At 67.6% G+C, this 21,667-nt stretch carries 22 protein-coding genes; 5 read left to right on the forward strand and 17 right to left on the reverse strand.

The window, feature by feature from the left end:
- Positions 1-40: 40 nt before the first annotated feature.
- Together METRZ18153_RS0109610 and METRZ18153_RS0109615 are read left to right on the forward strand one after the other, a co-directional pair.
- Entirely contained in the window at positions 41-1,819 is a 1,779-nt protein-coding gene (locus METRZ18153_RS0109610; protein WP_029143673.1) for an ABC transporter ATP-binding protein, read from the forward strand.
- Positions 1,820-1,939: 120 nt separating this feature from the next.
- Positions 1,940-2,896 carry a PEP-CTERM sorting domain-containing protein gene (locus tag METRZ18153_RS0109615; protein WP_020164540.1) on the forward strand — a complete coding sequence of 319 codons (957 nt, stop codon included), beginning with the start codon at positions 1,940-1,942 and terminating at the stop codon, positions 2,894-2,896.
- A gap of 17 nt (positions 2,897-2,913) precedes the next feature.
- On the opposite strand, the gene METRZ18153_RS0109620 is transcribed toward METRZ18153_RS0109615, so the two are convergent.
- The 16 genes from METRZ18153_RS0109620 to METRZ18153_RS0109695 all read right to left on the reverse strand — a co-directional run bounded on the left by METRZ18153_RS0109620 (position 2,914) and on the right by METRZ18153_RS0109695 (position 17,058).
- Positions 2,914-4,275, reverse strand: a complete 1,362-nt coding sequence (locus tag METRZ18153_RS0109620; RefSeq protein WP_029143674.1) for an FAD/NAD(P)-binding protein — start codon at positions 4,273-4,275, stop codon at positions 2,914-2,916.
- Between the two features lie 137 nt (positions 4,276-4,412).
- Positions 4,413-4,694, reverse strand: a complete 282-nt coding sequence (locus tag METRZ18153_RS0109625) for a DUF2325 domain-containing protein (protein ID WP_020164542.1) — start codon at positions 4,692-4,694, stop codon at positions 4,413-4,415.
- A 181-nt stretch (positions 4,695-4,875) separates the two neighbouring features.
- Positions 4,876-5,511, reverse strand: coding sequence for a peroxiredoxin (locus tag METRZ18153_RS0109630; protein ID WP_020164543.1), 636 nt, complete (start codon positions 5,509-5,511; stop codon positions 4,876-4,878).
- A 114-nt stretch (positions 5,512-5,625) separates the two neighbouring features.
- Positions 5,626-6,294: an RBBP9/YdeN family alpha/beta hydrolase gene (locus tag METRZ18153_RS0109635; RefSeq protein WP_029143675.1), complete on the reverse strand. Its 669-nt coding sequence runs from the start codon at positions 6,292-6,294 to the stop codon at positions 5,626-5,628.
- A gap of 19 nt (positions 6,295-6,313) precedes the next feature.
- Entirely contained in the window at positions 6,314-6,535 is a 222-nt protein-coding gene (locus METRZ18153_RS0109640) for a TOBE domain-containing protein (protein WP_019918379.1), read from the reverse strand.
- A gap of 11 nt (positions 6,536-6,546) precedes the next feature.
- Positions 6,547-7,371, reverse strand: a complete 825-nt coding sequence (locus tag METRZ18153_RS0109645; protein WP_020164545.1) for an ATP-binding cassette domain-containing protein — start codon at positions 7,369-7,371, stop codon at positions 6,547-6,549.
- A gap of 11 nt (positions 7,372-7,382) precedes the next feature.
- Entirely contained in the window at positions 7,383-8,174 is a 792-nt protein-coding gene (ssuC, locus tag METRZ18153_RS0109650) for an aliphatic sulfonate ABC transporter permease SsuC (protein WP_020164546.1), read from the reverse strand.
- Between the two features lie 9 nt (positions 8,175-8,183).
- Positions 8,184-9,413: an acyl-CoA dehydrogenase family protein gene (locus tag METRZ18153_RS0109655; protein WP_020164547.1), complete on the reverse strand. Its 1,230-nt coding sequence runs from the start codon at positions 9,411-9,413 to the stop codon at positions 8,184-8,186.
- 10 nt (positions 9,414-9,423) lie between these two features.
- Positions 9,424-10,395 (reverse strand): aliphatic sulfonate ABC transporter substrate-binding protein, encoded by a 972-nt coding sequence (locus METRZ18153_RS0109660; RefSeq protein ID WP_029143676.1) that lies wholly within the window; start codon positions 10,393-10,395, stop codon positions 9,424-9,426.
- Between the two features lie 38 nt (positions 10,396-10,433).
- A complete protein-coding gene (locus tag METRZ18153_RS0109665) occupies positions 10,434-11,162 on the reverse strand; it encodes an ABC transporter ATP-binding protein (protein ID WP_020164549.1) in 729 nt (242 codons plus the stop codon).
- 10 nt (positions 11,163-11,172) lie between these two features.
- Positions 11,173-12,012 (reverse strand): ABC transporter permease, encoded by an 840-nt coding sequence (locus tag METRZ18153_RS0109670; RefSeq protein ID WP_020164550.1) that lies wholly within the window; start codon positions 12,010-12,012, stop codon positions 11,173-11,175.
- Positions 12,013-12,016: 4 nt separating this feature from the next.
- The gene (locus METRZ18153_RS0109675; protein WP_020164551.1) at positions 12,017-13,009 is read right to left on the reverse strand and encodes an aliphatic sulfonate ABC transporter substrate-binding protein; all 993 of its coding nucleotides are present in this window, start codon (positions 13,007-13,009) and stop codon (positions 12,017-12,019) included.
- A gap of 227 nt (positions 13,010-13,236) precedes the next feature.
- Positions 13,237-14,388, reverse strand: coding sequence for an FMNH2-dependent alkanesulfonate monooxygenase (gene ssuD, locus METRZ18153_RS0109680; protein ID WP_020164552.1), 1,152 nt, complete (start codon positions 14,386-14,388; stop codon positions 13,237-13,239).
- An 11-nt stretch (positions 14,389-14,399) separates the two neighbouring features.
- Positions 14,400-15,374, reverse strand: coding sequence for a sulfonate ABC transporter substrate-binding protein (locus METRZ18153_RS0109685; protein ID WP_020164553.1), 975 nt, complete (start codon positions 15,372-15,374; stop codon positions 14,400-14,402).
- 64 nt (positions 15,375-15,438) lie between these two features.
- Complete coding sequence (gene ssuE, locus METRZ18153_RS0109690; protein ID WP_020164554.1) at positions 15,439-16,032, reverse strand: NADPH-dependent FMN reductase; 594 nt, start codon at positions 16,030-16,032, stop codon at positions 15,439-15,441.
- 18 nt (positions 16,033-16,050) lie between these two features.
- Positions 16,051-17,058: a sulfate ABC transporter substrate-binding protein gene (locus tag METRZ18153_RS0109695; protein WP_020164555.1), complete on the reverse strand. Its 1,008-nt coding sequence runs from the start codon at positions 17,056-17,058 to the stop codon at positions 16,051-16,053.
- Positions 17,059-17,256: 198 nt separating this feature from the next.
- Here METRZ18153_RS0109695 and METRZ18153_RS0109700 point away from each other — a divergent pair, with 198 nt between their 5' ends.
- The 3 genes from METRZ18153_RS0109700 to METRZ18153_RS0109710 are packed head-to-tail and all read left to right on the forward strand — an operon-like array spanning position 17,257 to position 20,457.
- Positions 17,257-18,438 carry an FAD-binding domain-containing protein gene (locus tag METRZ18153_RS0109700; protein WP_020164556.1) on the forward strand — a complete coding sequence of 394 codons (1,182 nt, stop codon included), beginning with the start codon at positions 17,257-17,259 and terminating at the stop codon, positions 18,436-18,438.
- A gap of 7 nt (positions 18,439-18,445) precedes the next feature.
- Positions 18,446-18,895: a DUF3429 domain-containing protein gene (locus tag METRZ18153_RS0109705; RefSeq protein ID WP_020164557.1), complete on the forward strand. Its 450-nt coding sequence runs from the start codon at positions 18,446-18,448 to the stop codon at positions 18,893-18,895.
- A 2-nt stretch (positions 18,896-18,897) separates the two neighbouring features.
- A complete protein-coding gene (locus tag METRZ18153_RS0109710; RefSeq protein ID WP_020164558.1) occupies positions 18,898-20,457 on the forward strand; it encodes a cryptochrome/deoxyribodipyrimidine photo-lyase family protein in 1,560 nt (519 codons plus the stop codon).
- Positions 20,458-20,468: 11 nt separating this feature from the next.
- On the opposite strand, the gene METRZ18153_RS0109715 is transcribed toward METRZ18153_RS0109710, so the two are convergent.
- On the reverse strand, positions 20,469-21,644 hold the full coding sequence (locus METRZ18153_RS0109715; protein ID WP_020164559.1) for a trans-sulfuration enzyme family protein: 1,176 nt from the start codon (positions 21,642-21,644) through the stop codon (positions 20,469-20,471).
- Between the last annotated feature and the right edge of the window lie 23 nt (positions 21,645-21,667).

Here is a 21,667-nt window from a genome sequence, read left to right on the forward strand (position 1 = left end):
ATCGATGAGCGGCCCGCCCGAAATCTTCCCCGAGCCCGCCATGCATCCGCTTTCCCGCCTGTTCTCGCACGCGCGCAACTACCGCCGCGACGTGCGCATCGCCTCGCTGTATTCCGTCCTCAACAAGTTCTTCGATGTGCTGCCGGAGGTGCTGATCGGCGTCGCGGTCGACGTGGTCGTGAACCAGAAAGCCAGCTTCCTCGCGCGCGTTGGCATCGTCGATCCGAAGGACCAACTGGTGCTGCTGGCGCTGATCACGGTCGTCGTGTGGGTCGGCGAATCGCTGTTCCAGTACCTGTACGACGTGCGCTGGCGCGACCTTGCGCAGAACCTGCAGCACGACCTGCGCATGGAGGCCTACCGCCACGTGCAGAAGCTGGACATGGCCTATTTCGAGCGCAACCGCAGCGGCAATCTGCTGGCGGTGCTGAACGAGGACATCAACCAGATGGAGCGCTTCCTGAATGGCGGCGCCAACGACCTGATCCAGGTGTTCGTCGGTTCGCTGATGGTGGGCGGCGTGTTCTTCGTACTGACGCACGAGCTGGCCTTCCTCGCGCTGGTGCCGGTGCCGCTCATCCTTTACGGCGCCTTCTGGTTCCAGCGCCGGCTGGCGCCGCGCTACGGCGCGGTGCGCGAGGCGGCCGGCGCGCTGGCGGCTCGGCTGAACAATAACATCCAGGGCATCGCCACGGTGAAGGCCTACGCCGCCGAGGAGTACGAGGCCGGCCACATCGAACAGGGGTCGGACGATTACCGCGTGCGCAACGGCGAGGCGATCCGGCTGTCGGCGGCGATCACGCCGGTCATCCGCATGGCCATCCTCGCGGGCTTCACGGTGACCCTGCTGTACGGCGGCTTCATGGCGCTGAACGGCGACATCGGCGTCGGCAGCTATTCGGTGCTGGTGTATCTGACCCAGCGCCTGCTCTGGCCGCTGACGCGGCTGGCCGACCTGACCGATCTGTATCAGCGCTCGATGTCGTCGATCGAGCGGGTGATGAACCTGCTGCAGACGCCGGTGAACATCGCCTACGAAGGGCGGGCGCTGCCGCGCGCCGAGGTGCGCGGCGAACTGGTTTTTGACGAGGTGTCCTTTGCCTACGACGGAACGACCCGGCCCGCGCTGGATCGCGTCGCCCTGCGCATCGACGCCGGCCGCAGCGCGGCCTTCGTCGGCAGCACCGGTGGCGGCAAGAGCACGCTGATCAAGCTGCTGCTGCGCTTCTACGAGCCGCAGCAGGGCAGGGTGCTGCTCGACGGCATGCCGATCGGTGAACTGAACCTGCAGGACCTGCGCCGCGCCATCGGCTATGTCGCGCAGGACACCTTCCTCGCCGACGCCTCGGTCGCACAGAACATCGCCTACGGCATGCCGGACGCCACACGCGAGGCGGTGATCGAGGCGGCGAAATCGGCCGAGGCGCACGACTTCATCGTTGCACTTCCGCAGGGTTACGACACGCCGGTCGGCGAACGCGGCCTGCGTCTGTCGGGCGGCCAGCGGCAGCGGCTGGCGCTGGCGCGCGCGATCCTGAAGGACCCGCCGATACTGGTTCTCGACGAGGCGACTTCGGCGGTGGACAACGAAACCGAGGCAGCCATCCAGCGCTCGCTGGAGCGTCTGGTGGTCGGCCGCACGACGCTCATCGTGGCGCACCGGCTGTCCACGGTGCGCCACGCCGACACCATCCACGTGATCGACGGCGGACGCATCGCCGAATCCGGTACGCACGACCAGCTGCTTGCGCTCGACGGCATCTACGCCTCGCTGTGGCGGCTGCAGACCGGCGAGCGGCGGGCCCGCCGGCTTCCTTGATCGAGGTCAGATCGCACCGGGCACGGCAGGCATAGAAAGACGACAGGTGGTGCGCTGATGCACCGCCCGTCACGGCCGCATGCGAGGCCGTGATCCGGTCCACTGTCGATGGAGCCTGTCATGACGTCCAAACACCCTGTCCCGTTCCGCATCCGTGCCAGCCTCGCTGCGCTGCTGGGTACCGCCTGTCTGAGCGGCGCTGCTCAGGCGGTCCCGAACGACACCTTCCGCAGCTGGAGCTATGTGAGCCTGCCCGGTGGCGGCCTGCTGTCCGATGGCCAGCCGTGGAACGGCGATACCGCCTTGTGGAGCGGCGCCAGCTCGGCCTGGCTCGACGCCGACAGCCACGCGCGTTCGCAGATCGGTTTCGAGAATGGCCAGCTCGCGGCGAAGATCGAGGTCAGTGCCCGGTCGCCGGTCAATGGCCACGTCTACTCAGAACTGTTCTATCGCGATCAGGGTTTCGTCTGCGATGCCGATGCGTGCGGAATGGCCGTGCCCTCCGCGGCGTCGTTCACCGTGAATCTGCACCAGGACGGGCAGTTCACCGCGGGCAGCGCCAATTTCAGCGTGTCCTACGCACTGTGGTCGGCAGGCGCCTTCCACAGTTTCCACTTCGCGGTGCAACAGGGTGAGGGGCCGCTGGCACCCTATGGCGCGTTCTCCACCGAAAATCTGGTGACCGGGCAGTCGACGCTGGAACCGCTGATGATTGCCGGGCCGTCCGGCCAGCCGGTGTTCAATCCCTTGTTCAACCTGGTGTGGGAGGACGACGATCAGGACGGCGTGTACAACTTCGCCTATGACCTCAGTTTCACGACCGCCACCCAGGGCGTGGACCTGAGGGAGGATCTGTTCATGTCCGCCTACGTCTACGGCACGCCCGACGGTCAGTTCTTCGATTCATTCAATTCCTTCCATTCCACCTGGACACCGGAGGCCGGTGCCGCGCTCTATGGCAGCGGCGGACGCGCGGTCGTCGGCCCGGTGCCGGAACCTGATGTCTGGACGCTGATGGCGGCGGGACTGGGAATGGTGGCAGCCCTCGGCCGCGTGCGCCGCCGCGAAGTCGACTGATCGATCGCGGCTGACGCTCAACCGCCAGCGGCGAGCAGGCTGTCCACTGCCACCGCGGCGTGCTTGCGCAACTCGGGGATCGCGGTGGCTTCCCAGAACTGGGCTCGCAGCAGCGGTCCGACGTAGTACAGCCCGTCCACGCTGCGGCCGCGCGCGTCGATGGCCCGGCAGCTGGCGTCGACCATCAGGCCGAGCTTGAGCGGGTCCTGCGTCATCAGACCGCTTTCCAGCAGACGGTGCAGCAACGGTGCGCGCTGGGCGTCGATGCGGTGACCCGGGCCGGTGCAGTTGACGACACGGTCGAACTGCTGTGCCTGCGGACCGCGGCGGGCGTCATCCCAGCGTACGGTCACTGCGCCCTCATCAGCTGCGGCCGCGCGCAGCCGTCCGGCGCCGACGGTGAGGCGACCGTCCTGCAGCAGCGCGTTCATCGCGTTGAAGGGCTCGGGAGCGGTGCGGTGGCGCAGCACCTCCCAGTGCGGCCGTACGTGGCGCACGAAGCGCAGCTTCTCGCGCTCGTCCAGGCTCTGCCACAGCGCCGGCGTCAGGGCACGCAGCGAGCCGATCACGTCGCGCCAGTCGACGCAGGCACGCTCGGCCTGGGCGACCGCGGCGCGCACCAGGCGAGTGAGCGCACGCGCACTGCGCGCCTGCAGCAGCGCTTCGCGGTCGAGCGGGATGGTGGCCGGAGGTGCGTCCTGCGCGCGGTGCGAGCGCGGCAGCAGGCCGCGGCGCGACAGCGCGGTGATCGGACCGCGATGGCCGCGCCGCGCGAGGTCGACCACCACATCGAGCATGGTCAGGCCGCTGCCGAGTATCAGCACGCGCTCGTCGGTGCCGATGTGCTCGACGGCGCCCGACCATGGGTCGTTGATGTAGGCGGCGCCCAGCGCATCCAGACCGGGCAGTGGCGCGACCGGACTCAGGTGCCCCATTGCGAGGATGACGGCATCGGCATCCAGCGTCGCGTCGCCGGACAGGTGAAGACGGAAGCCGCCGGCAAGGCGCCGCTCGATGGCATTGACCCGCGCCGTTCGGATGTCGAGGCGGCCCGGATGTGCGTCGGCCGCCTGGCGCAGGCGCTGTTCCAGATACTCGCCGTACAGCATGCGCGGCACGAAGGCGCTGGCGCGGTAGCGATGCCCCGTCTCGTCGAGGTAGCGGACGAAATCGCCTTCCTGCGCCGGGTCCATGCCGAGGCGGCCGGCCGGCACGTTGAGCAGGTGCAGCGGAGAACGGGTGCCGTAGGCCAGACCGCGGGCGACCGGACCGGAGGCGTTGATCAGGCTGACCTGCCAGCCATCGCCGCAGCGGGCGAGGAACTGACAGGCGCAGGCCGTGCCGCTGAAGCCGGCACCGATGATGACGAGCGTGCGCACGCGGAAACCTTTCACCAGGAGGGCCGAAGCAGATGGATGCTCCGGCGTACCCGGCGACTATAGCGTCCGCCGCCTTGCGTTTCCGTGACTCGGAACCGCGGCGCAGGCCGCGGCCGTGATGCAGTTCCCGACCGGGCTCAGGCCGCCAGCTGCGACAGTGCGTTGCGTATCTGCGAGCGGCTGCGCGCGCTGTAGACGACCGGCAGTCCGTGCTGGCTGGCAAGCCTGCGCACGCGCGCGGCCATGCCGTGATTGACGTGATCGATCAGCAGCACGATGCCGCGCAGGTCGCGCGGCAGCGGTTGATGGTGGTCGGCGGCGCGTCGGCCGCTCCAGTGATGCAGGCGGTCTATGCCGGCCTCGCGTGCCGAGTCAGCGAACTGGTTGGGGTGGTCACCGCCGACGACAAGGATGGCCATCTGATGTACTCCGGATTGCGATGGCTCGACCTTACGGACTGCCCGCAGCCGGGGGAACTGAATTGTTCTGCGCAGCTTCTTCTGCACAGCTTTGCCGGATGAAGCCTATGTGCAGCCCGACGGTGGACGAAAAAAAAGCCCGGCCGGAGCCGGGCGTTTCGATGCCGGCGTGGCCGTTTGTCTACTTCGGCTGCGGCGTCAGGCGCAGATAAGGCCGTACGGCCTTGTACCCGGCGGGGAAGCGGCGCGCGATCTCGTCCGGGTCCTGCAGCGAGGGCACGATGACCACGTCGTCGCCGTGCTTCCAGTTGCCCGGCGTAGCGACTGAGTGCTTGTCGGTAAGCTGCAGCGAATCGATCACGCGCAGCACCTCGTCGAAGTTGCGACCGGTGCTCGCCGGGTAGGTGATGATGAGGCGCACCTTCTTGTTCGGATCGATGATGAACAGCGAGCGCACGGTCAGCGTGGCATTCGCGTTCGGATGGATCATGTCGTACAGCTCGCTCACCTTGCGGTCGCCGTCGGCGATGATGGGGAAGTTCACCGTGGTGTTCTGCGTGTCGTTGATGTCGGCGATCCAGCGCGTGTGCGATTCCACCGGGTCGACCGACAGTGCGATGGCCTTGACGCCGCGCTTGTCGAATTCGCTCTTGAGCTTGGCGGTGAGGCCCAGTTCGGTGGTGCATACGGGCGTGAAGTCCGCCGGATGCGAGAACAGCACACCCCAGCTGTTGCCGAGCCATTCATGAAAACGAATGCGGCCCGCGCTGGAGTCCTGTTCGAAGTCGGGGGCGATGTCGCCCAGTCTGAGAGTCATGATGTGGTCCTTTCATTCAAGAAGTGCAGGGTCTGCTGGCGTCGGGAGTCTGTCGCGGTCGTCGGGGGACTGCGAGCATCAATGCTAGTCCGGATACTTCGGCGTGCAGCGGCATCAGAGCGTCGCCCGCGACTGGCGTCGAAGCTTTGCCAACCAGCCGTGCCGGCGCGGGGCCGGTTCGTTTCCTTCCGCGAAGCTGCCCAGCGGAAGGTCACGTTGTGCATGATGCATCAGTCGGAACAGGCGCAGGCATTGCGGCCAGGCGCCCTGATGAACGGTCGGGTCGATATTGCCCAGTGCGCTGGTCAGCAGCAGTCGGCTGCCCCACCTGTCGGCCCACTGGCTGGCGGTGACCAGACGCATGTCCGGATCGTCGGCGCTGGCGATCACCAACGAGGTGAAGCCCAATGTCGTCTGCGGCAGCAGTCCCGAGATCGACGGCTTGCGGGGTATCGTCTCTTCACCCTCGATCAGCGGACCGTCGGCACCGTAGCGTTCGGGGTCGACGGGCGTCACCAGCAGCGCGCCGGCGACGCGATCGGTCCGGTCGGAGGCGGCCATGATGGCGGCAAGGCAACCGAAGCCATGCGCGATGAGCCAGACCGGGCCGGCCGAGCGGGCGATTGCCTGCTTCACGCGCCCCGTTCGGTGTGCCAGCACCGGCGAACTCCACTCGTCGTGCGGTACGCGGCGCGCCTCCGGAAGTTCGCCTTCGAGCCATGACAGCCAGTGTCCCGGTGGCATGCCCTGAAGCCCGGGAATAATGAGGACGGTGGACGTCATGGCGATGCGCTGCTCGCGATCAGCTGCCGATGCGGGCGATCGACACTTCGGTGGATTTCACCAGCGCGACCACTTCGACGCCCGGCTTCAGGCCCAGCTCGTCGACCGAACGGGTGGTGATGACCGAGGTGACGATGCCGGCCGGCGTGTCGACATCGACTTCGCTGACCACGTCGCCGCGGACGATCTCCTTCACTTTGCCCTTGAACTGATTGCGTACATTGATTGCGGTGATGGCCATGGTGCTTCCTTTCAGATTGCGAACGAAATATGGGCGATGCCCGGTGTCCAGGCGTCGGTCGACGCCGCGGAGGATTCAATGGGCGGCGCACTGAGCACGCGCGACAGGATGCGCGCCTCGTAGGCAGAGAAGCCGTTGCTGGCGCGCTCGCGCGGGCGGGCGAGACGGACGTCAAGGTCGAGCGCGATGGCGCCGTCCTCGATCAGCAGCACGCGGTCGGCCAGCGCCACCGCCTCCTGCACGTCGTGCGTGACCAGGATGGCGGTGAAGCCTTGTTCCAGCCACAGCGACTCGATCAGTTGCTGCATTTCGATGCGAGTGAGCGCGTCGAGCGCGCCCAGCGGTTCATCGAGCAGCAGCAGGCGCGGCGAATGCACCAGTGCGCGGGACAGCGCGATACGCTGGCGCTGGCCGCCGGACAGCTGGGACGGCCAGTCGCGTTCGCGGTCGGCCAGGCCGACACGCGCCAGCACTTCGCGAGCACGGCGGCGGAAGGCTGGCGTGAGGCCCAGTGACACGTTGTCGAGCACGCGCTTCCACGGCAGCAGACGCGCTTCCTGGAACATGATGCGCACGTCGTCGGCGCCACCGTCTATCGACAGTTCGCCTTCGCTGGCCTGGTCGAGGCCGGCCAGCAGGCGCAGCAGCGTGCTCTTGCCGCAGCCGCTGCGGCCGACGATGGCGACGAATTCGCCCGGACGGATATCGAGGTCTATGTCGTGCAGCACCTGGCGGTCGCCGAAGGCCTTGCCGATGCCGCGCAGCGTGACGGCCGCGCCGTTGATCACGCGTTCGGCGGCGCTCACTTCGCTGTTCTCTTCCGGTGAGAAGTACATGGTCGGCCTCCTCAGCGCGTTTGGTAGTTCGGGTGCCAGGACAGCCATACGCGTTCCAGCGAGCGGGCCAGCAGGTCGGCGAGCTTGCCGAGCAGCGCGTACAGCAGGATGCCGACCAGCACCACGTCGGTCATCAGGAACTCGCGCGCATTCATCGTCATGTAGCCGATGCCTTCCTGCGCCGAAATGGTTTCCGCCACGATCAGGATGACCCACATGAATCCGAGCGAAAAACGCACGCCGACCAGGATGGACGGCAGCGCGCCCGGCAGGATGATGTCGCGGTAGAGCGCCCAGCCGCGCAGCCCGTAGGAACGGCCCATCTCGATCAGACCGGCGTCGACCGAACGGATGCCGTGGAAGGTGTTGATGTAGACCGGGAAGAACACGCCCAGTGACACCAGGAAGAGCTTGGCCGTCTCGTCGATGCCGAACCACAGGATGACCAGCGGGATCAGTGCCAGCGGCGGAATGTTGCGGATCATCTGCACCGTGGTGTCGAGCAGGGTTTCGACCCGTTTCCACGAACCGGTGGCCAGACCGAGCAGCAGGCCGAGGCCGCCACCGATGGCGAAGCCGCTCAGCGCGCGCTGCGCGCTCACCAGTACATGGCGCCACAGTTCGCCGCTGGCCGCCAGCGTCCAGAACGCCTTCAGCACGTCGAGCGGCGCCGGCAGCACGCGGCTGGACAGCCAGCCAGTCTGCGCAGCGATCTGCCACAGTACGACCAGCGCGAGCGGCAGGCTCCACGGCAGCAGTTTCTGCCGCAGATGCGACAGCGAGGTAGTTTTCCGGATACTCATGTCATGTCTTCAGGAATAGATGGAGGGCTCGGGCACGCGGTCGTCCAGCACCCAGCGGCCGATGTCCTGCAGCTTGTAGTCGAGGTTGTCGTGCAGCGTGTGCACGCGTACGTTGCGCCAGTAACGGTCGTGGCCGTAGCGGGCGGCGGTGGCGCGTGCGCCCATCAGCTCGAAGATGCGCGACGTCACGTCGAGTGCGGCGCGGCCGGCGGCGATCTTGGCCTGCCAGATCAGCAGCGCGACCTCGCCGCGTTCGCGCGCGGTCAGTGCGTCGCCACGTTCCCATGCCTGCTGCAGCGCCTGCTCCGCCTGGACGGCCAGCGCCAGCGCGCCGCGATAGGCGATCCACAGTTCAGCGAAGCGCACTTGGCCGTAGGGGTCGTCGGCGGCGCGGGCCACGCCGCTGGAGAACCAGGGGCGCGCTTCGTGCTGCACGTAGTTCCACGCGGCGCGCAGCGCACCCTGCGTGTTGCCGAGATAGATCTCGGTCAGGATGAGCTGCGACACCAGCGTGCGCAGCGTCGCCCGCGGCGTGCCGCGGGTGCCCGGCGGGCCGAGTATCTCGTCCGTCTCGACGCGCACGTTCTCGAAGGTGACGGTGCCGCTGTCGGTTTGGCGCTGGCCGAGGTTGTCCCAGTCGTCGTGCACCGTGATGCCGGCGCGGTCGGACGGCAGACTGATGAACACCCGGTCGGCCGGGTCATCGCCGCGCGGTGCGGTCACGTTCAGCATGTCGGCGCCGGTGGCACCGGAGCAGAAGGACTTCACGCCGTTGAGCACGAAGTGGTCGCCCTCCGGCGTGAGCCGGATGCGGGTGTCCAGACCGTTGGTGGCATTGCCCCAGAACCAGCCTTTCGCCACCGTGTCGCCGAGCAGACGCGCCTGCTGCGCCGGGTTGGCGAACAGCCGCACGCTGGCCACTTGCAGGTGCTGGAAGCCGAACAGGTGGGCGAGCGAACTGTCGGCTTCGGCAAAGCGGCGGATGATGGCGTAGATCTGCGGCCAGGGCAGTTCGGCGCCGCCGAATTCCGCCGGTACCGCGAGCGTGAGCAGGCCGCTGTCGCGCAGCAGCTGGCGTTCGGCCCACGCGGTACCGCCGGCGCGGTCTCGCTCGGCGGCGGTGGCTTCGAGCCCGCGTGCGGTGCGCTCGACCGCGTCGGTATGGTGGCCGAAGTCGCGGTCGAACAGGTGCGCGGCCTCGCGGCGTTCGAGCTGGCGTGTGGTGTCCGGAGCATTCATTGCGGTCGCCTTACAGAGACGGTTTCCAGACCGGCACCGCAGTGGCATTCACCTTGCGCGGCAGCAGGCCCTCGCGGGTGAAGGTGTCGGCGATGGCCTGCTGCTCCTGCAGCCGCTCCGGCTGCACCAGACGCACGTCGTAGCTGCGACGGCCGTTGGCCTGTTCGACCGTGGCTTCATCCAGACCCCACACCGGCGCCAGCAGGGCGGCAGCGTCCTTTGGGCTCTGCTTGACCCACTTGCCGGTTTCGGTGAGCGCGTCGTGAATCACCTTGATCACGTCCGGCCGCGCCTGCGCGAAGGGCGTGGAGGCGAGGTAGTAGCGCTGGTACTGCGCCAGATTCGTGCCGTCGGCCAGCACGCGCACCTTGGCCTGGCGCTGCACCGCGGACAGGAAGGGGTCCCACACCACCCAGGCGTCGACACTGTCGCGTTCGAAGGCGGCGCGGCCGTCGGCCGGCGCGAGATAGGCGGGCTGGATGTCCTTGAAGCTCAGTCCGTTCTTCTCCAGCGCGGCGATCAGCAGGTAGTGCACGCCGGCGGCCTTGGCGAAGGCGACGCGCTTGCCCTTCAGGTCGGCCACGCTCTTGATCGGCGAATCGGCCTTGACCACGATGGCCTGCGCGGTGGGCGAGGGCGCCTCCTGCGCGACATAGGTCAGGTTGGCACCGGCGGCCAGTGCAAACACCGGCACGGTGTCAGCGACGTCGGCCGACACGTCGACGCTGCCGACGTTCAGCGCTTCGAGCAGCGGAAGACCGCTGGCGAACTCGTGCCAGCTCACCTTCACGCCCAGCGGCGCAAGCTTCTGTTCCAGCGTGCTGCGGGTCTTCAGCACGGTGATCAGTGTCGATGACTTCTGGTAGCCGATGCGTACGGTAGTCGGCTTGTCCTGTGCGGCGGCACTGCCGAGTGCAAGCGCCGGTAGCAGGGCGATGAATGCCTTCAAGGCGTTACGGCGAAGAGTGAAACGTGTGCTCATGGCGAAGTCCTCTTTCTGTGTGTGGGGTGTGGCGCACGTCAGACGACGTGAGCGCCTTCGAGAATTTCGAGAATCGTGTTGCGGGCATCGGCCAGCGCCGGTGAGCGGCGGTGGCGCGGTCGTTGTTCCGTGATCGTCACTTCGTCCAGCGCGCGGCCGTTGCCCATCACCACGACACGGTCGGACAGCCAGGCTGCCTCGTCGACGTCGTGCGTCACCAGCAGCAGCGTGGTTCCGTGCTCGCGGGCGATGGCCAGCAGCAGCTCCTGCAGCTTCATCCGCGTGAAGGCATCGACCGCGCTGAAGGGCTCGTCGAGCAACAGCAGGCGCGGCCGGTTGAACAGACCGCGGGCGATCGCCACCCGCTGCGCCATGCCGCCGGACAGCGCCTTCGGCAGCGCGTCGGCCACCTGTGCAAGGCCTACTTCCTCCAGCAGCGTGAACACGTGCGGGTCACTGGCGCGCCGGGCGTCGGCGTCGAAACCGACGTTCTGCGCGACGGTGAGCCAGGGCAGCAGTCGCGGCTCCTGGAAGATGAAACCGATGTCGCGGTGGATGCCGTGCTGCGCCTGACCGTCGAGCCGCACCTGTCCATCGTGTTCGCGGTCCAGGCCGGCGACGATGCGCAGCAGCGTGCTCTTGCCGCAGCCGCTGGCGCCGACCAGGCTGACGATTTCGCCGGCCTCCAGTTCGAGCGAGAAGTTGTCCAGCACGAGCCGGTCGCCGAAGCGTTTGGCACGCACATGCACATCGAGCAATGCAGTCATCGTGCGCTCCTCAGGCCAGCCGGCTCTCTAGCGCGTCGCGCCAGGCCAGCGCGCGCCTCTCGAGTGATTTGAGGACGCTGTCCGACAGCTTGCCGAGTACGGCCAGCAGCAGGATGGCGGCGAGCACGATGTCCGGTCGTGAGGTTTCACGGCCGTCCGTCAGCAGGTAACCCAGGCCGCGGGTGGCGGCGATCAGTTCGGCGGCGACCAGGAACATCCAGGCCAGGCTCAGGCCGACGCGCAGGCCGGTGTAGAGGCTGGGCAGCGAAGCCGGCAGCAGGATGCGACGCACCAGCGCGGAGCGGCTCAGGCCATATACCTCGCCCAGTTCCACCAGCTTGCGGTCGACATTGCGCAGGCCCGACAGCAGATTCAGATAGACCGGAAAGAAGGCGCCGATCGCGATCAGCGTGATCTTGGGCGTTTCGTCTATGCCCAGCCACAGCAGCAGCAGCGGCACCCAGGCCAGACTGGGCACGGCGCGCAGTGCCTGGAAGGTCGGATCGAGCAGCGCTTCGGCGCGACGGTCCAGCCCGACCACGACGGCGGCAACCACCGCCAGCGAGGCGCCGATCGCGAAACCACCGGCGACGCGGGCAATGCTGACGCCGATATGCGATGCGAGGCCGCTGCCCAGGTCGAACAGCGTGCGCACGATCTCGCTCGGCGCAGGGAACAGGTGGGCGGCCAGCACGCCGCTGCGCACCAGCACCTCGAAGGCGAGCAGCGCGAGTGCGGGCAGGACCCAGCCCAGGGCCGGGTGGGGACGCCCGGCGCGACCGGCGGGGACGGCCGGCCGCGCGGACGACACCGTCGCCTGAAGGGAGGAGGTGCGGGCAGCGGTGTTCATGGCATCAGTCCTTGGCCGCGACCACGGCGGCGGCATGGGTCGGGTCGATCAGTTCGGTCACCACCTTGGCGACGTCGGTGCCTTTGCGCACCAGTTCCTCCTCGACCAGGATGGGTGCTGCGGCGCGCAGCGCGTCGTGGTGTTCGCGGCCGATGCGCGGGTTCGAAAAATCGGTGCGCTTCAGTTGCGCCTGGGCCACGGCCAGGTTCAGCTTTGCTTCCTCGGCCAGCAGCTTCGCGGCGTCGTCCGGATTGGCGATGACCCAGCGGCGGGCGCGCTCGTAGGCAGCGATCACCGTCTTCACCTGCTGCGGGTGTGCCTTCAGGAATTTCTCCGACACGTTCAGGAAGCCGTAGGTGTTGAAGTTCACATTGCGGTAGATGAGCTTCGAACCAGCCTCCAGTTCGCTCGCAGCGAGGTGCGGATCGAGGCCGGCCCAGGCGTCGACGCGCTTCTGTTCAAGCGCGACGCGGCCGTCCGGATGCTGCAGGTGGACGATCTCGACGTCGTTGCGCGACAGACCGGCCTCCTGCAGCGAGCGCAGCAGGAACAGATAGGGGTCGGTGCCCTTCGTGGCGGCGACGCGCTTGCCCTTCAGCTCGGCCACCGATCTGATGGTCGAATCCTTCGGTACTGCGAGTGCGGTCCACTCCGGTCGCGAATACACATAGACCGAACGGATCGGATTGCCGTTGGCGCGGCTCAGCACGGCGGCCAGGCCGGCGGTGCTGCCGAAGTCGATGGCGCCGCTGTTGAGGAATTCCAGTGCGCGATTGCTGCCCTGGCTCAGCGTCCATTTCACCTCGATGCCGGCCGGCTTTACGGCCTCTTCCAGCCAGCCGAAGCGCTTCAATACCAGGCTGGTCGGCGAGTAGTAGGCGTAGTCGAGGCGGATTTCCTTCGGCGCGTCGCCGGCGGCGAAGCCGGTCAGCGGCAGCGTGGCGGCGAGCAGACTGGTGACCAGCAGGCGGCGGTTGCGGGAATGCGTGGTGCTCATGGTTTTCCTTTTGTGCGGTCCGGAGGATGGTCGCGCTGTGTCGCGCGTCTGAAGGTCATCCTAGAGGTGGGGGATGCGCACTCAAACCAATTAAATCTGCGCTGCATTTGCGCAGGCGCGCTGCGGAGCTTTGCCGTTCGAGTGATAAGCGGATCGGCACCGGAGCAAAGAAAAAGGCCATCGCCCGTTAGGGGGCGATGGCCTTCAGGGTGCTGCGACGCAGGGTGTCAACTCGCGGATGCAGCGGGTACGTAATGGTTGGCGACGATCTCGCCGAAGGGCCCGGACAGGCTGAAGCCCGGCAGCCCCTCCTTCTGTACGCGCGGCAGGTGGGGAAACACCTGCTCGGCGAAGTTGTAAGCCTCTTCGAGATGCGGGTAACCGGACAGGATGAAGGTTTCGATGCCGAGCTCGGCGTATTCCTTCATCCGTTCGGCAATGGTCGGGCCGTCGCCGACCAGCGCCGTGCCGGCGCCACCGCGCACCAGGCCGACCCCCGCCCACAGGTTAGGGCTGACTTCCAGCTTGTCGCGACGACCACCGTGCAGTGCGGCCATGCGGCGTTGACCTTCGGAATCCATCTGCGCGAACTTCTTCTGCGCAGCGGCGATGGTGGCGTCATCGAGATGACGGATCAGGTCTTCCGCCGCCTGCCACGCCCGCTCCGTCGTTTCACGGGCGATCACGTGCAGGCGGATGCCGAAGCGCAGCGTGCGGCCGTGGGCGGCGGCGCGGCGGCGCATGTCGGCGATCTTCTCGGCCACGGCGGCCGGCGGTTCCCCCCAGGTCAGGTAGACATCGACCTGTTCGGCCGCCAGTTCGTGCGCGGCGGGTGAGGAGCCACCGAACCATAGCGGCGGATGCGGCCGCTGAACGGTGGGGTAGAGCTGCTTGCCGCCCTTGACCGACAGGTGCTTGCCGTCGAAGTCGATGGCCTCGCCTGTGTGTGCGCTCGCCAGGATGCCGCGCCAGATGCGCAGGAACTCGTCGGTGATCTCGTAGCGCTCGTCGTGCGTGTTGAAGATGCCGTCGCCGTCCAGCTCGGTCGGATCGCCGCCGGTCACCACATTGATCAGCAGGCGGCCGCCGGACAGGCGGTCGAAGGTGGCGGCCATGCGCGCGGCGGCCGACGGCGCCGTCAGGCCCGGGCGCAGCGCCACCAGGAATTTCAGGCGCTGGGTGAAGCCGATCAGCGCCGATGCGGTGACCCATGCGTCCTCGCAGGAGCGGCCGGTCGGCAGCAGCACGCCGTCGTAACCCAGCGTGTCGGCAGCGATCGCCACCTGCTTCATGTAGTCGAGGCTGACCTGGCGTCCGCCCTCGGCGGTGCCCAGATAGCGGCTGTCGCCGTGGGTGGGGATGAACCAGAACACATTCATGATGCGGACCTTCAGCGGGTGGCAAGTACCGAGGCCTGGCGGACCTCGATGCGTTTCGGAATCAGCTTCAGTTCGAAGAAGGTGTCGGCGAGTTTCTGCTGTTCGGCGAGGATGGCGTCGGTCACCGGCTTCGCATTGAACTGGTAGCGGCGCAATGCCAGTTCGACCACCTCGGGCGCCAGCCCCTGTTCCGGCGCGATGCGGGCGGCGGCCTCCTTGATGTTGGCCTTCAGCCAGACCGCGTTGCTGTTGATCTCGTCGAACAGTGCGTCAAGCACCTTGCCATTGGCTTTCGCATAGTCGCGGGCGGCGAGGTAGTAGAAGAAGTTGTTCACGACGCCACTGCCATCGGCCAGCACGCGGGCGCCGATCTGCTTCTCGGTGGCGGCGAGGAAGGGGTCCCAGATCGCCCACGCATCGACTGCGCCACGCTCGAATGCGGCGCGGGCATCGGCCGGCGGCAGGAACACCACCTGGATGTCGGTGTATTTCAGGCCGTGCTTTTCCAGCAGCTTCACCAGCAGGTAATGCACGTTCGAGCCCTTGTTCAGCGCGACGCGCTTGCCCTTCAGTTCGGCCACTGAGCGGATCGTCGAATCCTTCGGCACGACGATGGCTTCGGCCTCCGGCGAGGCCGGGTCGTAGCCCGCGTAGATGAAGTTGGCGCCGGCCGCCTGGGCGAAGATGGGCGGTGCCTCGCCGACCGCACCGACGTCGACCGCGCCGACATTGAGGCCTTCGAGCAGTTGCGGACCGGCCGGGAACTCGACCCATTTCACCTCGACACCGAGCGGCGCCAGGCGTTTTTCGAGCGATCCCTGGGCCTTGAGCAGCGTGAGCAGGCTGGCCGATTTCTGGTAGCCGATGCGCAGTGGCTGCGCTGCCCCGGCGTGCGGGGCGACGAGGGCGGCCGATGCGGCGAGCACGCCGCCGGTCAGCCAGGCGAGCGCCTTGCGGCGCGAAATGAACGACAGGGAGGAGGGCATCGATGGATTCCTTTGCGTGGTTCAGGCGGGGACTGGGCGGGGACTGGGCGGGCGGTGCGCCGGCTCAGACGCTGCAGCGGACCTGATCGAAGGGCACCGGATCGGCCGCGGGTTCCGGGCGGCGAGCCAGCAGTGCTCGATACTCATAAACAAGCCGGTCGGTCGCCTGGGCGAGCCGGTCGATGATTTCGGGCGACAGCAGGTAGTCGCCCTTGTCCGATTTGCCCACCGTGGCGTCGGTAGCATGCACACCGGGCAGCACAAGCGAAGGCGACATCGACTGCAGCACCGGGCGCAGCGCGTAATCGAGCGCCAGCGCGTGGTGCGGACTACCGGCGGTTGCCAGCGGCAGCACCACCTTGCCTTCGAGTCCGTTCTGCGGCAGCAGGTCGAGGAAGCTCTTGAGCAGTCCGCTGTAGGCCGCCTTATAGACGGGCGTCGCAATGACGATGGCGGTGGCGCCGGCTACGCGATCACTGGCGATGCGGATCTGCGGGTCGCCGAATTTCGCGTTAAGCAACGCCTGGGCCGGCAGGTCAGTGAGCTTCAGGCGACTGTTGTCGATGCCGCGGCGCTGGATCTCCGCCGCGACGAATCCCGACAACGCGGCCGAGCGCGAAGGCTCGACCGGGCTGCCCTGAATGAACAGGATGGACATTGAGGTTCCTGGCGGTGCTCAGCGCACGCTGATCTGGTCGAACACGCCGCCGTCGGCGAAGTGGGTCTTCTGCGCCTTGGTCCAGCCGCCGAATTCGTCGTCGATGGTGAACAGCTTTACCGGTGCGAAGGTCTTGGCGTACTTCGCGGCGACCTTGGGGTCGATAGGGCGGTAGTAGTTCTGTGCAGCGATTTCCTGGCCTTCCGGGCTGTACAGGTATTCAAGATAGGCGGTCGCCACGGCGCGGGTTCCGCGCTTGTCCACCACCTTGTCGACCACGCTGACCGGCGGTTCGGCCAGGATGGACAGCGAAGGCGTGACGATTTCGAACTTGTCCGGACCCAGTTCCTTTACTGCCAGATAGGCTTCGTTTTCCCAGGCGATCAGCACGTCGCCGATGCCGCGCTCGACGAAGGTGGTGGTCGAGCCGCGCGCACCGGAATCGAGCACCTTCACGTTGGCGAACAGTTTCTTGACGAAGTCCTTGGCGGTGGCGTCCGAGCCGCCCGGCTGCTTCAGCGCGTAGGCCCAGGCGGCCAGGTAGTTCCAGCGGGCACCGCCCGAGGTCTTCGGATTCGGCGTGATCACTTCGACGCCCGGCTTGACCAGGTCGCTCCAGTCCTTCAGGCCCTTGGGGTTGCCCTTGCGCACCAGGAACACGATGGTCGAGGTGTAGGGTGAGGCGTTGTGCTGCAGTCGCTTCTGCCAGTCGGCGGGGATGAGCTTGCCGTTCTGATGCAGTGCATCGACGTCGTAGGCCAGCGCCAGCGTCACCACGTCGGCTTCGAGGCCGTCGATGACCGAGCGCGCCTGCTTGCCGGAGCCGCCGTGCGACTGCTTGATGGTGACGTTGTCGCCGGTCTTGGCCTTCCAGTGCTTGGCGAAGGCGCTGTTGAAGTCCTGATAGAGCTCTCGCGTCGGGTCGTAGGACACGTTCAGCAGCGTGATGTCGGCGGCGAAGGAATTGGCGACAAGCGTGGTGCCGAGCAGCAGGCTGGCGGCGAGGGTGCGCAGGGTCGTTTTCATTTTGTGTGGCTCCGTGTTGGGAAACATGCGATGGAGCGCACTCTAGGCAGCGGGCCGTGCGAAGCGAACCAATTAAAACTGCGCTGCTTTGCAGCGGATTCCTGCAAAGCATTTGCAGCGGAGTGGGAAGCGACCGTGCGAACCCGCGCGGGATTTTTCCAGCGTGGCAGTGGTCTGTGGCACGAAAGGATGCTGCCGATGAACGACCTCTTCACCCCACTCGCGCGCGACGCGGCCGGCCACGATTTCGAACCGACACCGCGGGCCGCGCTGGCGCGTATCGACGCCATCCGCCCGGGCGTATATGCGCGTACGCGCAATCACCTCGACGGCGCGGTGACGCGGCTGTCGCCCTATCTGACGCACGGCTTCATCGATGTAGCGCAGGTGATCGAGCGGCTGTCGCAGCGCGTCGCACTGTCGGCGGACGACAAGATCGTGTTCGAACTGGCCTGGCGCGAGTACTTCCACCACCTGTGGCGCCACTGGGGCGAAGGCATTTTCGAGCCGCGCCGGCCGCCGCCGGCCTCGGGCTACGCCGCAACGGTGCCGGACGACGTGCGCGCGGCGCGCACCGGCGTGCCGGTTATCGACGGCGCGGTCCGCGCCCTGTACGACACCGGCTATCTGCACAATCACGCGCGCATGTGGCTGGCCAGCTATGTCGTACACCTGCGCAAGACGCACTGGCGCGCCGGCGCCGACTGGATGTACCGCCATCTGCTCGACGGCGATCTGGCGTCGAACACGCTGTCCTGGCAGTGGGTGGCCGGCACGCTGACCGGAAAGCCTTATCTGTTCAATGCGGAGAACGTCGCCCGCTACGCGCCCGATCTGGCCAGTCCGGATACGGTGATCGACGCCGGTTACGAGGTGCTCGACCGCATCGCACGGCAGTCGCCGGACTGTGGTCCGGAACCCGGGCGCGCATCGGGCGTGGTCGAACCGGCGCCGGGCGTGGTGCCCGACCCGGACATCTGGGGCCTGCGCGACGACCGTCGCGAGTGCTGGATCATGCATCCGTGGGCGCTGGGCGCGCCGCCGCAGGGCCGGGTGATCGGCTGGCTGGAGCCGTCATTCCACGCGCGCTTCCCATGGAGCGAAAAGCGCTGGAACTTCGTACTCACGCGCATGCGTGCCGCCTGTGACGGCATCGTGGTCGGCGATGCGCGCGCACTGCGCGAACGGCTGGGCGAGGTCCGGCTGGCGTCGATGCAGACGCTGAATCCGGGCTATGCCGAGGCGATGCACGCCGCCGGCGTGCTGTGCGAGCCGGTGGCACGGCAGTTCGACGACCCAGCGCAGCCCATGCCGTCCTTCACCCGCTTCTGGCAGACAGTGGCGCCGCAGGCGGCGACTACGCAGCCCTGGCATCGCTGAGGATTCCATGACACTGAACGTTGCCGCTCGCCATCCCGCCCGGCTGCTCGGGCTGGCCGGCCTGATTCCATTCGTCGGACTGACCGTCGCCATTCACGCCCTGGACGCGCAGCGCGCGTCGCTTGCGCACGCACAGCTCGCCTACGGCGCCACCATCGTCAGCTTCATCGGCGCGCTGCACTGGGGGCTGGCGATGCGCGACGCCGCGCTCGATGCGACGGCGCAGTGGCGCGCCCTCGGCTGGGGGGTGATGCCCTCGCTGGTCGCCTGGTGCGCCTTGCTGCTGCCGCTGCCGACCGGATTGTGGGTGCTGGCGGCGCTGGTGCCCGCCTGCTGGTGGATGGATGCGCGGCTGTCGCGTGCGCTGTCGCTGGAGCCGTGGTTCATGCAGCTGCGCACGCTGCTCAGTGCCATCGTGACGATCTGTCTGTTGCTGTCTGCGCTGGCAATGGCCTGAGCATGCAGGTGGTCTGGTTCAAGCGCGACCTGCGCGTCGCCGACCACGCGCCGCTGTGTGCCGCGGCGGTGGCGGGGCCGGTGCTGGCGCTTTACGTCTACGAGCCGCGACTGCTTGCCGAGCCGGACGTCGACGCGCGCCACGTCGGTTTCCTGAACGAGGCGCTGGACGATTTCGAGCGCCGGCTGCACGCGCTCGGCCTGCCGCTGCTGCGCCTGCACGGCGACATGCCGGCGCTGCTCGACCGGCTGCATGCGACGGTGCGGATCGACGGACTGTGGAGCCACGAGGAGACCGGCAATCTGGCCAGCTTCGAGCGCGACCGCGCGGTTGCCGCCTGGTGCCGGCAGCACGGCGTGGCCTGGCGCGAACTGCCGACGGGCGGCGTGGTGCGTCGGCTGAGCGACCGCGACACCTGGTCGGATCGCTGGATGCGCCGCATGACGCCCGCGCCGCTGCCCCCACCGCCGCGCATCACGGCGGCGCGCCTGCCGCTCGCTGGCCTGCAGCGCGCGCCGACTGCGGCCGAACTGGGCCTGCGCTCGACCGACATCGAAGCGCGACAGTCGGCAGGCAGGGCGCAGGCGCGGCAGATACTGGACGACTTCCTCGCGCACCGCGTGACGCGCTACCGGCGCGGCATGTCGAGCCCGCTCAGCGGCGCGCACGACTGTTCGCGCCTGTCGCCGCATCTCGCCTTCGGCACGCTGTCGCTGCGCGAGGTCGTGCATGCGGTGTGGCGCGAACGCGCCCGCTGGCTTGCGCAGCCGCCGGGCGCGCACGCGCAGGCGGTGCTCGCCGGCCTGAAGTCGTTCGAGAGCCGGCTGCACTGGCACTGCCACTTCATCCAGAAGCTGGAGTCGGAGCCGCAGATCGAACTGCGCGCGGTGAACCGACTGTACGACGGTCTGCGCGAAGCCGATTTCTCGATCGAGCGGCAGCGTGCATGGTGCCGCGGCGAAACAGGCTACCCCTTCATCGACGCCTGCATGCGGGCGCTGAACGCGACCGGCTGGATCAACTTCCGCATGCGCGCGATGCTGGTCGCCTTCTCGTCCTACCAGCTGTGGAACCACTGGCGCGAGCCCGGCCTGCATCTGGCAAGGATGTTCACCGACTTCGAACCGGGCATCCACTGGCCGCAGGTGCAGATGCAGTCGGGGGTGACCGGCATCAACACGCTGCGCATATACAACCCGGTGAAGCAGCAGCTGGACCAGGACCCGAAGGGCATTTTCGTGCGCCGCTGGCTGCCCGAACTGGCGCGCGTGCCGCTGTCGTTGCTGGCCGAGCCCTGGCTGATGAGCGTCGCACAGCAGCGCGAAGCGGGATGCCTGATCGGACGCGACTACCCGGCGCCGGTGGTCGATCACATCGTCGCCGCGCGCCACGCGCGCGACGCCGTGTGGGCGGTCAGGAAGAAGCCGGAGGCGGCGGCCGAGGCGCGACGCGTGCTGGTGCAGCACGGCAGCCGGAATCCGGACAGGGAAGGGCGGCGGCGCCCAGGGCGCAAGGTGAAGACGAAAGCTGACGACGGCGGCCAGATGGGCTTCGGCTTCTGACCCCTGACCCTCTAGTCCCCGAGTGCCTGCACCAGATCCGCGATCAGGTCATCCGCGTCCTCGATGCCGATCGACAGGCGCAGCATCGAATCGGGAATGCCGCGCCGCGCCCGTTCTTCCGGCGCGATGCCGTGGTGCGTGGTGGTGCAGGGCTGGGTGACCAGGCTTTCGACGCCGCCGAGGCTGGGTGCCAGCTTGATCAGGCGCAGCCGGTCGGCGACGCGGGTGGCGTCGGCGCCGTCGCCGCGCACGACGATGCTCAGCATGCCGCCGAAGCCATCCATCTGCGCCTTGGCCAGCGCGTGACCCGGTGCGTCCGGCAGCCCCGGATAGTGCACGCGCGCAATCTTCGGGTGGCGCGCCATCGCCTCGGCCACCGCCTGCGCATTGGCATTGTGCTGGCGCACGCGCACGACCAGCGTGCGCAGGCTGCGCGACAGCAGCGCGGCGGTTTCCGGTGACGGCACGGTGCCAAGGTTCTTGCGCCAGGCCTGGATCGGTTCGAGCAGCTCTTTGCTGGCCATCAAAGCACCGGCGGTCAGATCGCTGTGACCGCCCAGATACTTGGTCGCGCTGTGCATGACGATGTCGGCGCCCAGTTCGAGCGGGCGCTGGTTCACCGGCGAGGCGAATGTGTTGTCGATGGCCACCAGCGCGCCGTGCGCGTGCGCCCTTTCGGCGAGCGCGCGGATGTTGACGATGTCCAGTGTGGGATTGGTCGGTGTTTCGAAGAACACCATCCCGATGCCGTCAGCCAGCAGCGCGTCCAGCCTGTCGGACTCGCTGCCGAGAATGCAGTGCGTGCGCAGGCCGAGACCCGGCAGCTGCTGTTCAAGCAGTTCCAGCGTGCCGCCGTAGGCATCGCCGACGCAGACGATGCCTTTGCGGCCATGCGTCAGGAAAAGCGCACTGAGCGCCGCCATGCCGGACGAGAACACCCAGGCCGCCTCGGCCGACTCCAGACCGGCCAGCGTCTCCTCGACCGCCTGTATCGTCGGATTCAGACCGTAACGCGTGTACAGCCCGCCACGCCTGCGGCCGTCGATCACCTCGAGCAGATCGGCGGTCGAATCGAAACCGAAAGTGGTGGTGTTGTAGACCGGCGGGTAGGGGCTGCCATAGGCGTCACCGGTCGTGTGACCGTGAATTGCGCGAGTGGCGAGGCGTGTGTGCTTGGTGCTGGACATGGGCGGCCTTCCTTGCGGACTGA

This window comes from Methyloversatilis discipulorum, assembly GCF_000385375.1.
GTDB lineage: Bacteria > Pseudomonadota > Gammaproteobacteria > Burkholderiales > Rhodocyclaceae > Methyloversatilis > Methyloversatilis discipulorum_A.

Excerpts from the sequence above, each read along its gene's own strand:
- METRZ18153_RS0109610 (WP_029143673.1), top strand. The coding sequence starts at position 41 with ATGCATCCGCTTTCCCGCCTGTTCTCGCACGCGCGCAACTACCGCCGC.
- METRZ18153_RS0109615 (WP_020164540.1), top strand. The coding sequence starts at position 1,940 with ATGACGTCCAAACACCCTGTCCCGTTCCGCATCCGTGCCAGCCTCGCT.
- METRZ18153_RS0109625 (WP_020164542.1), bottom strand. The coding sequence starts at position 4,694 with ATGGCCATCCTTGTCGTCGGCGGTGACCACCCCAACCAGTTCGCTGAC.
- METRZ18153_RS0109630 (WP_020164543.1), bottom strand. The coding sequence starts at position 5,511 with ATGACTCTCAGACTGGGCGACATCGCCCCCGACTTCGAACAGGACTCC.
- METRZ18153_RS0109635 (WP_029143675.1), bottom strand. The coding sequence starts at position 6,294 with ATGACGTCCACCGTCCTCATTATTCCCGGGCTTCAGGGCATGCCACCG.
- METRZ18153_RS0109640 (WP_019918379.1), bottom strand. The coding sequence starts at position 6,535 with ATGGCCATCACCGCAATCAATGTACGCAATCAGTTCAAGGGCAAAGTG.
- METRZ18153_RS0109645 (WP_020164545.1), bottom strand. The coding sequence starts at position 7,371 with ATGTACTTCTCACCGGAAGAGAACAGCGAAGTGAGCGCCGCCGAACGC.
- ssuC (WP_020164546.1), bottom strand. The coding sequence starts at position 8,174 with ATGAGTATCCGGAAAACTACCTCGCTGTCGCATCTGCGGCAGAAACTG.
- METRZ18153_RS0109655 (WP_020164547.1), bottom strand. The coding sequence starts at position 9,413 with ATGAATGCTCCGGACACCACACGCCAGCTCGAACGCCGCGAGGCCGCG.
- METRZ18153_RS0109660 (WP_029143676.1), bottom strand. The coding sequence starts at position 10,395 with ATGAGCACACGTTTCACTCTTCGCCGTAACGCCTTGAAGGCATTCATC.
- METRZ18153_RS0109665 (WP_020164549.1), bottom strand. The coding sequence starts at position 11,162 with ATGACTGCATTGCTCGATGTGCATGTGCGTGCCAAACGCTTCGGCGAC.
- METRZ18153_RS0109670 (WP_020164550.1), bottom strand. The coding sequence starts at position 12,012 with ATGAACACCGCTGCCCGCACCTCCTCCCTTCAGGCGACGGTGTCGTCC.
- METRZ18153_RS0109675 (WP_020164551.1), bottom strand. The coding sequence starts at position 13,009 with ATGAGCACCACGCATTCCCGCAACCGCCGCCTGCTGGTCACCAGTCTG.
- ssuD (WP_020164552.1), bottom strand. The coding sequence starts at position 14,388 with ATGAATGTGTTCTGGTTCATCCCCACCCACGGCGACAGCCGCTATCTG.
- METRZ18153_RS0109685 (WP_020164553.1), bottom strand. The coding sequence starts at position 15,374 with ATGCCCTCCTCCCTGTCGTTCATTTCGCGCCGCAAGGCGCTCGCCTGG.
- ssuE (WP_020164554.1), bottom strand. The coding sequence starts at position 16,032 with ATGTCCATCCTGTTCATTCAGGGCAGCCCGGTCGAGCCTTCGCGCTCG.
- METRZ18153_RS0109695 (WP_020164555.1), bottom strand. The coding sequence starts at position 17,058 with ATGAAAACGACCCTGCGCACCCTCGCCGCCAGCCTGCTGCTCGGCACC.
- METRZ18153_RS0109700 (WP_020164556.1), top strand. The coding sequence starts at position 17,257 with ATGAACGACCTCTTCACCCCACTCGCGCGCGACGCGGCCGGCCACGAT.
- METRZ18153_RS0109705 (WP_020164557.1), top strand. The coding sequence starts at position 18,446 with ATGACACTGAACGTTGCCGCTCGCCATCCCGCCCGGCTGCTCGGGCTG.
- METRZ18153_RS0109710 (WP_020164558.1), top strand. The coding sequence starts at position 18,898 with ATGCAGGTGGTCTGGTTCAAGCGCGACCTGCGCGTCGCCGACCACGCG.
- METRZ18153_RS0109715 (WP_020164559.1), bottom strand. The coding sequence starts at position 21,644 with ATGTCCAGCACCAAGCACACACGCCTCGCCACTCGCGCAATTCACGGT.